At 65.9% G+C, this 12,295-nt stretch carries 8 protein-coding genes; 5 read left to right on the top strand and 3 right to left on the bottom strand.

Annotated elements, in window-relative coordinates; all coding sequences use genetic code 11:
* Positions 1-75 precede the first annotated feature (75 nt).
* The 5 genes from ppsA (at position 76) to ggt (ending at position 6,278) form a co-directional block, all read left to right on the top strand.
* Entirely contained in the window at positions 76-2,448 is a 2,373-nt protein-coding gene (gene ppsA, locus ACUN9Y_RS19105) for a phosphoenolpyruvate synthase (protein ID WP_445462321.1), read from the top strand.
* 260 nt (positions 2,449-2,708) lie between these two features.
* Entirely contained in the window at positions 2,709-3,362 is a 654-nt protein-coding gene (locus ACUN9Y_RS19100) for a hypothetical protein (protein ID WP_445462320.1), read from the top strand.
* Between the two features lie 13 nt (positions 3,363-3,375).
* Complete coding sequence (locus tag ACUN9Y_RS19095; protein ID WP_445462319.1) at positions 3,376-3,534, top strand: hypothetical protein; 159 nt, start codon at positions 3,376-3,378, stop codon at positions 3,532-3,534.
* Positions 3,535-3,605: 71 nt separating this feature from the next.
* Positions 3,606-4,121 (top strand): hypothetical protein, encoded by a 516-nt coding sequence (locus ACUN9Y_RS19090; RefSeq protein ID WP_445462318.1) that lies wholly within the window; start codon positions 3,606-3,608, stop codon positions 4,119-4,121.
* Positions 4,122-4,412: 291 nt separating this feature from the next.
* A complete protein-coding gene (gene ggt / locus ACUN9Y_RS19085; RefSeq protein WP_445462317.1) occupies positions 4,413-6,278 on the top strand; it encodes a gamma-glutamyltransferase in 1,866 nt (621 codons plus the stop codon).
* A 176-nt stretch (positions 6,279-6,454) separates the two neighbouring features.
* Here ggt and ACUN9Y_RS19080 read toward each other — a convergent pair whose 3' ends face one another.
* The 3 genes from ACUN9Y_RS19080 to acnB all read right to left on the bottom strand — a co-directional run bounded on the left by ACUN9Y_RS19080 (position 6,455) and on the right by acnB (position 12,136).
* Positions 6,455-8,332, bottom strand: coding sequence for a glycerophosphodiester phosphodiesterase family protein (locus ACUN9Y_RS19080; RefSeq protein ID WP_445462316.1), 1,878 nt, complete (start codon positions 8,330-8,332; stop codon positions 6,455-6,457).
* A 332-nt stretch (positions 8,333-8,664) separates the two neighbouring features.
* Positions 8,665-9,150, bottom strand: a complete 486-nt coding sequence (gene rraA / locus ACUN9Y_RS19075) for a ribonuclease E activity regulator RraA (protein WP_445462315.1) — start codon at positions 9,148-9,150, stop codon at positions 8,665-8,667.
* A 382-nt stretch (positions 9,151-9,532) separates the two neighbouring features.
* Positions 9,533-12,136: a bifunctional aconitate hydratase 2/2-methylisocitrate dehydratase gene (gene acnB / locus ACUN9Y_RS19070; protein ID WP_445462314.1), complete on the bottom strand. Its 2,604-nt coding sequence runs from the start codon at positions 12,134-12,136 to the stop codon at positions 9,533-9,535.
* Positions 12,137-12,295: the final 159 nt, after the last annotated feature.

Here is a 12,295-nt window from a genome sequence, read left to right as displayed (position 1 = left end):
CGCTGATAGAGTCGCCAACATCAACTTCATGACGGCGCGTCACGTGCGCCAGACGTCGACATCCAAGGGGGTCACGTGGACAAGTACATCGAGTGGTTCGATAAGCTGGGCATGAACGATGTAGAGCGAGTAGGCGGCAAGAATGCATCGCTTGGTGAAATGATTTCCAACCTGTCCGGCGCGGGGGTCACCGTGCCCGGCGGTTTCGCGACCACGGCCGATGCCTATCGAGAATTTCTGTCCCACGAAGGGCTGAACGATCGTATCAATGCCGAGCTTGCTCGCCTGGACGTCGACGATGTGGCCGCCTTGGCCGAAGCCGGGGCCAAGATCCGCCAGTGGGTGATCGATACACCGCTGCCCCCGGCGTTCGAGAAGTCGCTCGGTGCCGCCTACGAGGCCCTCCAGGCCAAGCATCCGAACCTCAAGGTGGCGGTAAGAAGCTCCGCCACCGCCGAAGATCTCCCCGATGCGTCCTTCGCCGGCCAGCAGGAAACCTTCCTCAATATCGAAGGCTACGACAACATCAAGCGTGCCGTGCACGAGGTGTTCGCGTCGCTGTTCAATGACCGTGCCATTTCCTACCGGGTACACCGTGGCTATGCCCACGAGAACGTGGCGCTTTCCGCCGGCGTTCAGAAGATGGTGCGCTCCGAGACGGGGGCGAGCGGCGTGATGTTCACTCTCGACACCGAGTCGGGTTTTCGTGAAGCGGTCTTCGTGACGTCCTCCTGGGGCCTTGGCGAAACCGTGGTGCAGGGCGCCGTGAACCCGGATGAGTTCTACGTGCACAAGGGCACACTGGCCGCCGGCCGGCCCGCGGTGCTACGCCGCAACCTCGGCTCCAAGCTGATCAAGATGGTCTACACCGAGGACGCCAGCGCTGGCAAGTCCGTGGCGACCGTCGACGTGCCCCTGTCCGATCGTGGGCGCTTCAGCATCGATGATGAGCAGGTAATGGCACTGGCCCGTCAGGCGATGACCATCGAGCAGCACTATCAGCGGCCCATGGATATCGAGTGGGCGCTGGACGGCGACGACGGTCAGCTCTACATCGTCCAGGCGCGGCCCGAGACCGTGGTGTCCCAGCAGGAGGGCGGGTCGCTGGAGCGCTTCCAGCTCAAGGAAAAGGGGCGCACCATCGTCACCGGCCGCGCCATCGGCCAGCGCATCGGTCGCGGCACGGTGAAGGTGATCCTGACGCCGGAGGAAATGAACAAGGTTACCCCGGGGGATGTGCTGGTGACCGACATGACCGACCCCGACTGGGAGCCGATCATGAAGCGCGCCTCGGCCATCGTCACCAACCGCGGCGGGCGTACCTGTCATGCGGCCATCATCGCCCGTGAGCTGGGCATTCCCGCCGTGGTCGGCTGTGGCGATGCCACCAGCGTGCTGGCCGATGGTCGGGACGTCACCGTGTCCTGCGCCGAGGGCGATACCGGTCACGTCTACGACGGTTTGCTGGAGTTCGATCGCAACGTCACCAGCGTCGACGCCATGCCCGATATCCCGTTCAAGATCATGATGAACGTCGGCAACCCGGACCGCGCCTTCAGCTTCGCCAGCCTGCCCAACGCCGGCGTCGGTCTTGCGCGCCTCGAGTTCATCATCAACCGCATGATCGGCGTGCACCCGAAGGCGCTGTTTGACTATGACACCCTGCCGGCTGAGCTTCAGCAGACCATCGATCTGCGCACCGCCGGCTACGACGATCCGGTCAGCTTCTACGTCGACAAGCTGGTCGAGGGCATCTCGACCCTGGCCGCCGCGTTCTATCCCCAGCGCGTGATCGTGCGGATGTCCGACTTCAAGTCCAACGAGTACGAGAACCTGATCGGCGGGAAGCTCTACGAGCCCGGTGAAGAAAACCCCATGCTGGGCTTCCGGGGCGCGTCGCGCTACATCTCGGAGACCTTCCGTCCGTGTTTCGAGCTCGAGTGCCGCGCCATGAAGCGGGTGCGTGACGAGATGGGCCTCGACAATGTCGAGCTCATGGTGCCCTTCGTGCGTACCGTCGATGAAGCACGAGAAGTGGTCGATCTGCTCGCGCAAAACGGTCTCAAGCGCGGTGACAATGGCCTGAAAGTCATCATGATGTGTGAGCTGCCGGCCAACGCCTTGCTCGCCGACGAGTTCCTGGAGTATTTCGATGGCTTCTCGATCGGCTCCAACGACCTGACTCAGCTGACCCTGGGCCTGGATCGCGATTCGGGTATCGTCGCGCACCTGTTCGACGAGCGTAATCCTGCGGTCAAGAAGCTGCTGGCGATGGCGATTCAAGCGTGCAAGTCCAAGGGCAAGTACGTCGGGATCTGTGGCCAAGGGCCGTCGGATCACCCGGAGCTTGCCAAGTGGCTGATGGAGCAAGGGATCGACTCCGTGTCGCTGAATCCGGACGCGGTACTCGAGACCTGGTTCATGTTGGCCGGCGAAACCATCGACTGATGCTCGATGGCTAGCGTCGTCGACCGCTCAAGGTCGATGGCGACAGGTGTGACCCAGAGACGCCGCGGCCCAGCCCGCGGCGTCTGTCATGGTAGTGGCGCGCCACTGGTGTGGCGAGCGACCACCGTCCGGGGGTGTTGCGGGCCTGTCGGGATCGAGCGACGCCGGTGCAAAGCCTGTGGAGTCTGGGGCCTGGCAGGGATCTGGTGCGCCCTGGCCGCTAGAATTGGCACAGGTTTTCGATATGACAGGTGACCCCCATGTCTCACCAGAATCGCCGGTTCCCCGCGGCACAGGCCCGCTCACCCGTGACGGAGGCGTCAGGTGCGGATCACCGGGGCTGGATGCATCAGACAGGCCGGCGCGTGGCGTCCGGGGTGTCGGCCGCCGCCATGGTGCTGGCGGTGACGCTGGGCAGCGCCTGGGCGGGAAACGCGGACGCTCGCGACGACCACCACCAGCATCGTGGTCATGGTGACCGTCACGACGCACGCAAGCACCACGGGCGCGATGACCAGCGCCATCGGCATGCCCATGCGGGCCGTCATGATCATGACCACCACGACCGGGATCGCCACGACCGGGATCGCCACGACCGGGATCATCGCCGTGATCGCCATGACCGGGATCATCGCCGTGATCGTGATGATCGCTATGTGGTGGTGGACGAGAACGCCCTACGGGACCTGTTTCGTCGTCATCGCGACTGGATCGAGATTCGCGGCGATCGCCGTCACCATTATTCTCGCGGTGAGCCACTGCCGAGGGGCGTCGCTCACCGGTTGGATCGCCGCTTCGATGACGTCTTGCCGCGCTATTCCGGCCACCAGTGGCGCCAGGCGGGCTCCGATGCCTTGTTGGTTGATGTCACCACCGGTGTGGTTCAGGCCGTACTGCGTGGCGCCTTGAACTGATGGGCGAGCGGCGATGCGCTATCCCGCGTTGGGCGATCTGGTAGCCGCCAAGGGGTCCTGGCGCGTGACAGAAGGGGGTTGCCCGGGACGCTTGCCCGCCGGCAAGGTGCCGGTGTCCTCGCGGCTCGGTGCCACCTGGCCCTTGATCATCAAGAACTTGAGCGCGTATTGACGCAACAAGGGGCTCCCCAAAGGGCGGCGAACTTGGCACCATGGCAGACTTTCTTGTCGGGGATCGAGTCGATGGCGTATCTGTTGGTGATGGGCAGCGTGCTCTTGTCCATCGGGGTGTGTGCGGGGTGGGCGCTGTGGTCGGTCGGGCGCTGGTGCGTCGCGCGACTGTCACCGCAGGGCTCGTCGCGCCGCACGCCGACGCCCAGAAAGCGCCCGTCGTCGCGACAGCAGAAGGCGGCCGCCAAGCCGGCGAACCAGACGGCGGGCAAGACGGCCAGCAAGACGACCGCCAAGTCGTCGGTCGCGAGCAAGGCCAAGGCTCCTCGCCAGCCGACTCCTCCTTGGGCGCTGACGCGTGTCCTCGCTCGTCGGCGCTCGGCATTGCCGCTTGGCCTGCTTGTCGCTCTGCTGTTTGGCGGGGCGCGTCTGGCGGAAGTGGGCATGCGCGCTCGCCCGCATGACGTCCCCGTCGGTTATCACCACCTGGTCGCTGTACTCGGCTGGACCGCCCTGGGGCTTCTCGCCTTGGCCTTGCTGTGTGGTTTTGCCAACTGGCGCCTGCGGCGCTACGAAGGCGGTGCCTGACGGGTGTGCCGGCGCTCGGCAGATGTTGCCGCGGCCGCCGGAGCCCTCCTGGCCTATGCTGTGGAAGAGCCATTCTGTGTTAGAAAAGCGTAGTTATGAGGTGATTGCCGTCACGCTCAAGTCGACATGACGTCAGCGCAGGGCGTCTACGGGACTCCCCTGCAACGGCTCGCGGAGTCGTTCGAGGGGGCGTGCCCCAGGTTCCGTGGCGACGGCCGTTCGGCGCGATGAGTGCGGCACAAGGCGCAGCACGACACAACGATAACCCCTAGATCACAACAAGGAGCCGTGATGATCCCCTCGACCCCATCCTTGCGTTTACCCATGGCGCTGGGCTCCGCCCGTCCGCTTCACCGGCTAGCGGCTCATGCCACGCTCGGCGTCGGCCTGTGGCTAACGGCCAGCAGCGCTATCGCCGCCGACGACTTTCAATACTCACGACCCTCGATAGCGCCGGAGACCGGTTCCGGCTATGAGGAGAAGCCGGGCTGGTCGACATCCTCCTTCGCCGTGGCGGCGGCCAACCCGCTGGCCACCGATGCGGGCTATCAGGTGTTGAAGGCCGGGGGCTCGGCCATCGATGCCGCCATCGCCGTGCAGATGGTGCTGACCCTGGTGGAACCACAGTCCAGTGGCATCGGCGGGGGAGCCTTTCTGATGCTGGCCGAGGATGGCGAAGTGTTCGCCTATGACGGCCGCGAGCAGGCGCCTGGCGGCGTCGACGAGTCGCTGTTTCTCGACGGCGAAGGCAAGCCGCTCGATTTCATGACCGCGGTGGAGAGTGGGCGTTCGGTGGGCGTTCCCGGCACCGTCAGGATGCTCGAGATGGCCCACGATAGCCACGGCAAGCTGCCGTGGAAGGCGCTGTTCGAGCCCGCCATTACCCTGGCGACCGAAGGGTTCGAGATCAGCCCGCGGTTGCACCAGAGCATAGCGGCGACGCCATCGTTGGCCGATGACGAGATCGCTGGCGCCTTCTATTTCAACGCCGATGGCGAAGCACTGGCCGCAGGCGAGACGCTGAAGAACCCGGCCCTGGCGGCGGTGCTGACCCGAATCGCCGAGCAAGGGAGTTCGGCCCTGCATACCGGGCAGATCGCCGAGGATCTGGTCGCTCGCGTCCGCCATCATCCCGACATGCCTGGCGTGTTATCTCTCGAGGACATGGCCGGCTACGCGGCGGTGGAGCGTGATCCGTTGTGCACGCCGTGGCGTCAGTGGGAGGTATGCGGCTTTCCGCCGCCGTCCTCCGGCCACCTGACCCTGATGCAGATTCTCGGCATGATGGCGGCCCGGCCGGCGATCGAGACGCCGGTGAAAGACGGCGTGCCGACGGTGGAATGGCTGCACCCCTTTCTGGAAGCGTCGCGACTGGCCTTTGCCGATCGCGGTCGCTACATCGGCGACGGTGACTTCGTCGATGCGCCGGGGGGCGACTGGTCGACGCTGTTGGCCGAAGACTACCTGGCCAAGCGCGCCGAGCTGATCAAGGATCAGAGCATGGGCAGTGGTGCGGCTGAACCGGGTAATCCGGCGCCGCTGGAGTCGGCATTGGCCTCCCAGCCCGAGCAGCCTGAACACGGCACAAGCCACATCAGCATCATCGATGCCGAGGGGCAGGCGCTGGCCATGACCACGAGCATCGAGCAGGCCTTTGGCGCTCGGATCATGGCCAATGGCGGATCGGATCAGCCGGGTGGGTTTCTGCTCAATAACGAACTCACCGATTTTTCGTTTCGCGCCACCGATGATCAGGGGACGCCGATTGCCAATCGCGTCGAGGCAGGCAAGCGCCCGCGATCGAGCATGAGCCCGACGCTTGTCTTCGATCGCGACAGCGGCGATCTGGTGGCGAGCCTGGGCTCCCCGGGGGGCGCGGCGATCATCCACTACACCGCCGAGGCGATCGACGCCATGCTGCACTGGGACCTGGATGCCCAGCAGGCGTTGAATCTGCCGCATGCCATCACCACGGGCGGCACCGTGTACCTGGAGGAAGGGCGCTTCCCGGATGCGGTGGTGCGGGACCTTCAGGGCCTCGGTCATGAGGTCGAGACCCGGGAGCTGGTCAGTGGGCTGCAGGCCTTGCGAGTCACCGAGGAGGGGATCTTCGGCGGGGCCGACCCGCGCCGCGAAGGCGTGGTCATGGGGGACTAGCGGGCGACAGCAGTGGTGATGCCTAACGCCGCCGCCGGAGTCCCCGGCGGCGGTTTTTTTTGGTGCATCGCCGCTTGCCGTCGCCACGGGCCATGGGTGGGTCCTGGCAGGGGCGTGCCCAGGGCTCGCGGTTGGCGCGATGAGCGCAGGGCGGCGCGGTTAAGGGGGCGGATCGCTCAGCTATCCGCCAGCCAGTGGCGCAGCTTCAGCAGCAGCAGGGCGCCATCGCCGAGCTGGCTGCGCTCGCGCAGTATCGCCCTGAGTCGCTCGGGACGGTCGGTGATGATGCCGTCGACGCCGAGGTCGATAAGGCGAGCCATGCGGTCAGCGTCGTTGACCGTCCAGGCGTAGAGGGTGTCGCCATAGTGCTTGGCCCGGCGGCGCTCGGATTCGTCGATGCGGGTGTGGCGCAAGCCCAGGGCGTTGAAGCGATGGCGTGGCAGGCCGCCGGGCAAGGACCATTCGGCGAGCAGCAGCGTGCGTGCTTGCGGTGCTTGTTCATCGATGCGCACCAGCTGACGGTAGGACAGGGTGGCAAGCCAGGTGTCCTTAAAGATGCGTGGGTTTCCGCATTGTATCCGGGCCAGGGCGTCGACGGCGGCGTCGCGGCAGGTGCGGCGCACGTCGCGTTCCTCGACAAGCGTCGTCATGACCGCCGCCAGCAGGCTTGCCTCGTTGCCCTGGTCCGGCTTGAGTTCGATGACGAGTCCCGCTCGGCCTCTCACCGCAGCGAGGGCTTCGGCAAGGCTTGCCAGGCCCTCGCCGGCGAAGGCATGGCCGAAGCTGGAGCCAATATCGACGTCCGCGAGCGCGGCCCAGTTCACCTCTGCGATGCGCCGATTGTCTCCCGCCAGGCGGCTGAGGCTGGCGTCATGGCTGAGTACCGGCGTGCCATCCGCGGACAGGCGCACGTCGATCTCGACCTGATCGGCTCCGTCGCTGAGCGCCTGGCGAATGGCCGACAGGCTGTTCTCCGGCGCCACCTGCGAGCTGCCACGGTGGGCGATGACGCTGACGTTATCGCGAATCTCGTGGCGATCGAGCATCAACCAGGCCTGGCTGATGGCGAAGATGATCACGCCGACTTCGACGCCCCAGGCGAGCCGGCCCGGGTGGGCATCCGCCGGGGGCGGTTCGGGGCGCGGCTCGCGGTGGGCCAGGCGCAAGTAGAGGCAGGCGGCCAGCAGGGCATTCAGGGCGATGGCGGCGAAGGCAATGGCCAGGGTCAGCAGGATGACCAGGGTCACCACAACCAGCATCACCGGCACGACCAAGGCGGTGATGTTAGGCAGGCCGGCGAGCAGTGGTGCGGCCAGCTTGCTGAACGCGGCAGACGCCAGCACAGGCAGGACAAGAATGACGCCGAGCATGCCGAACACCGCCGCGGCCATGCCGGGCAGGCGGTGACGAGTCAGCGTCAGGCTGCGCCTGAGTGCGGCGAGAGGCGATATTCTCTCCAGTACCAGGCAAGGCAGCGCCAGCCACCAGTGAACGAACAGGCGGCCGGCGAGCCACGCCCAGGTGCCGAGCAGTGGCAGGCAGGCGGCGATGAACTGCCAGAACGCCGGCGGACGGATACGCCGGATATAGTACGGATCGAGATTGCCGATGATGGCGCTGTGCAAGGCCGCGACGCAGACCGCCACCACCACCAGCATGGCCAGATGGCAGGCCACCTGAAGCATGGCCAGGCCAAGCGCTGCCGGCAGGCGGTGCAGGGATAGCCATAGGGCGGCCAGGGCCTGACGGGCGTGGGAGCCGCGACGGTCGATCGCCATCAGCATCATGCCGGCCTGCTGCAGGTAGAGCACGGTCAGGATCGCGCAGGCCCCGGCGTAGGCCCAGGCCAGGCCGTTGGGCGACAGCAGCAGATGCAGCGCATCCATGGTCGTGACGATCGGGCGCCCCACGCGTCCCGACCAGGCGGCCAGGGTCCAGCCGATGGCGGGTAGCAGCAGGCTCGAGGCCAGCAGGGTGAACAGCAGGTGGTAAGCCAGCAGTGGACGCAGGTGGTCTCGCAGGCTGGCGAGGACATCTTTGACCAGTGGGTTCATGGTGGCTCGAGGCGGAAGGTCATGGCGTTAGCCTGACATCCCGCGCCGTGCCAGGTAAAGCGCCAGCGCCAGGCGTGGCCGGCGGCGTGAACTTGCCGTTGTGCTCGGCCATGGCGGGCGGCTGGCACAACGACGGCATCGGCACTGGCTGCCGCTTGGCTCGCTCCCGGGGTGAGGTGTGCTCACCCTGCGTGGCGCTAGGCCGGGCCCGGAGTGGCGCTAGGCTGCGCCCCGCGCGGTGCTGGTCTGGGCCGGAGCGCTAGGCTGGGCCGGAGCCTATCGCGGGCAAGGTGCGGCAGCGATGGGAGATGGGCGAGTGACGCCGGGTCAGACTAGTCGAGTACGAGTTTCTCATCTGCCACCAGGATGCCGTTGTTGTCGGCGTACAGCCATTGGCCCGGTGAGAAGGTCACGCCGGCGAAGGTGACGCTGATGTCGCGACTGCCTTCGCCGCGCTTCTCGCTCTTGCGCGGATGGGCGCCGATGGCCTGAATGCCGAGCTCGGTCTCGGCCAGGATATCCACGTCGCGCACGCAGCCGTACAGGATCACCCCGGCCCAGCCATTGCCGGCGGCCTGTTCGGCCAGCATGTCGCCGAGCATGGCGCAGCGCATCGATCCTCCGGCATCGACCACCAGGATGGCACCGTCGCAGGGCTCGTTCACCGCCTGCTTGACCAGCGAGTTGTCCTCGAAGCACTTGACCGTGCGTATGGGGCCGCAGAAGGCCTCGATGCCGCCGACGTTGGCAAAGATCGGATCGCACACGGCGACTTCGGGATAAGCATCACAGATATCCGGGGTGACGATGCTGGTCATGACGGTTCTCCTTGGGGGCACTGCGTCGATCATGCCACAGCCGGACGCTTGCGGTCAGTGGTCGCGATCCCTGATGCAGGCATTTGGCGCGGCGCCCGTCCTGGGGCAAGCGCGCCGGTCGTAGGTCCGCGGTGGCTGGACGGGCGCGCGGATGGCAGAGGGCACCGTCGGAGGGTGGGCGGCGAAAGGCAAGGAGATGGCCCAAGCGAGCGTCGCAGAGCAGGCTGGGGGCGACTGCTGACCGAAAAAAAGCGCCCCGTAGGGCGCTTCGGTCATCGGCTCATGGCCGCCGCTTCGGCGGGCCATTCGATGTTGCGAGCATCGGAGTCGAAGGGTGTGATCCGTTCTCTCAAGGCAAGGGGCCTGGTACAGGCCCCGGACATCAGGCCTCTTGAGCCACCGGGATCACGTTCGAGGCAGCCTTCTGAAACTCCTCGATTTCGTGGAAGTTGAGGTAACGATAGATCTCTCCGGCCATGGCGTCGAACTCGCCCATGTAACGGCGATACTCGTCCACCGACGGCAGGCGACCTTCCACCGCGGCCACCGCGGCGAGTTCCGCCGAGGCCAGGTAGACGTCGGCACCGTCGCCCAGGCGGTTGGGGAAGTTACGGGTGGAGGTGGACACCACGGTGCTCTTGGCGGCGACGCGGGCCTGGTTACCCATGCACAGCGAGCAGCCCGGCATTTCCATGCGCGCACCGGCGCGGCCATAGATGCCGTAGTAGCCTTCCTCGGTCAGCTGATGCTGGTCCATCTTGGTCGGCGGCGCGAGCCACAGCTTGGTCTTCAAGCTGCCTGCGGGCTGCTTCTCGAGCAGTTTGCCGGCGGCGCGGAAGTGGCCGATGTTGGTCATGCACGAGCCAATGAAGACCTCGTCGATCTTCTGGCCGGCGACGTCGGACAGCAGGCGTGCATCGTCCGGGTCGTTGGGCGCACACAGCACCGGCTCCTTGAGCTCGGCAAGATCGATCTCGATGACCTCGGCGTACTCGGCGTCCTTGTCGGCGCGCATCAGGCTCGGGTTCTCGAGCCATTCCTGCATGGCCAGGATACGACGCTCGATGGTGCGCTTGTCGCCGTAGCCGTTGGCGATCATCCACTTGAGCAAGGTGACGTTCGACTTCAGATATTCGGTGACGGAGGCGTCGGACAGGGTGATGGTGCAACCCGCCGCAGAGCGCTCGGCGCTGGCGTCGGACAGCTCGAACGCCTGCTCGACGGTCAAGTCCTCGAGGCCTTCGATTTCGAGCACGCGGCCGGAGAAGGCGTTCTTCTTGCCGGACTTCTCGACGGTCAAGAGGCCCTGCTGGATGGCGTAGTAGGGGATCGCGTGGACCAGATCACGCAGGGTGACGCCGGGCTGGCGCTCGCCCTTGAAGCGCACCAGCACGGACTCCGGCATGTCCAGCGGCATGACGCCGGTGGCCGCGGCGAAGGCGACCAGGCCGGAGCCTGCGGGGAACGAGATGCCCATCGGGAAGCGGGTGTGGGAATCGCCACCGGTGCCGACGGTGTCGGGCAGCAGCATGCGGTTCAGCCACGAGTGGATGATGCCGTCGCCGGGACGCAGGGACACGCCGCCGCGGTTCATGATGAAGTCCGGCAGGGTATGGTGGGTCTCGACGTCGACGGGCTTCGGGTAGGCGCTGGTGTGGCAGAAGGACTGCATCACCAGGTCGGCCTGGAAGCCGAGGCACGCCAGGTCCTTGAGCTCGTCGCGGGTCATCGGGCCGGTGGTGTCCTGGGAACCCACGGTGGTCATCTTCGGCTCGCAGTACATGCCCGGACGCACGCCGTCCATGCCGCAGGCCTTGCCGACCATCTTCTGGGCCAGGGTGTAGCCCTTGCCGGTGTCCTTGGGCTGCTCGGGCAGGCGGAAGACGTCAGACTGGCCGAGACCGAGTTCCTGGCGGGCCTTGTCGGTCAGCCCACGGCCGACGATCAGCGGGATACGTCCGCCGGCGCGCACTTCGTCGAGGATCACCTGGGTCTTGAGCTCGAAGGTCGAGATGACTTCGTCGGTGTCGTGACGGCACACCTTGCCTTCGTACGGGTAGACGTCGATGACATCGCCCATGTCCATCTTCTCGACGTCCATCTCGACCGGCAGGGCGCCGGCGTCTTCCATGGTGTTGAAGAAGATCGGAGCGATCTTGCTGCCGAAGCAGAAGCCTCCGGCGCGCTTGTTGGGGACGTTGGGGATGTCGTCACCGAAGAACCACAGCACCGAGTTGGTGGCAGACTTGCGCGAGGAGCCGGTGCCGACGACGTCGCCGACGTAGGCGACCGGGAAGCCCTTGGCCTTGACCGCTTCGATCTGGGCCATGGGGCCCTTGGTGCCGGGCACTTCCGGCTCGATGCCGTCGCGCTCATTCTTGAGCATGGCGTTGGCATGCAGCGGGATGTCCGGACGCGACCAGGCGTCCGGTGCCGGGGACAGATCATCGGTGTTGGTTTCGCCCGGTACCTTGAAGACGGTCAGGGTGATCTTTTCGGCGAGCGCCGGCTTGGACAGGAACCATTCGGCATCGGCCCAGGCCTGCATCACGTCCTTGGCCACCGCATTGCCGGCCTTGGCGCGATCGGCGACGTCGTGGAAGGCATCGAACATCAACAGGGTGTGCTTGAGCTGTTCGCCGGCTTCCTTGGCCAGGCTCTCGTCGTCGAGCAGCTCGACCAGGGTAGCGATGTTGTAACCGCCCTGCATGGTGCCGAGCAGCTTGGCCGCGTGGACCTTGTCGATCAGCGGCGACGTCGCCTCGCCCTTGGCGATGGCGGTCAGGAACCCGGCCTTGACGTAGGCGGCCTCATCGACCCCCGGAGGCACGCGATTGGTCAGCAGATCCAGGATGGCTTCTTCTTCGCCGGCCGGGGGGGCCTTGAGCAGCTCGACCAGTTCAGCGACCTGCTCGGCGTTCAGGGGCTTGGCGGGCACGCCTTCCTGGGCACGTTCTTCGACATGTTGGCGATAGGCTTCAAGCACGGGGGGGCCTCATTGGTTGTGGGGGTCACGGCGACTGTCGCATGAAGGCGACATATCGGTGCGTGATGACAACGGCGTCAACGGTGTCGGGATTCTAAAAGAAACTGTCGACAATGTTAAGAGAGCCCTCTGTGACGGGCGTTGAACTTTGGTCTTCGG

The organism is Halomonas sp. V046, from assembly GCF_052645355.1.
The sequence above is the reverse complement of the archived record's forward strand: the minus strand, read 5'-3'. Positions and strand labels throughout refer to the sequence as shown.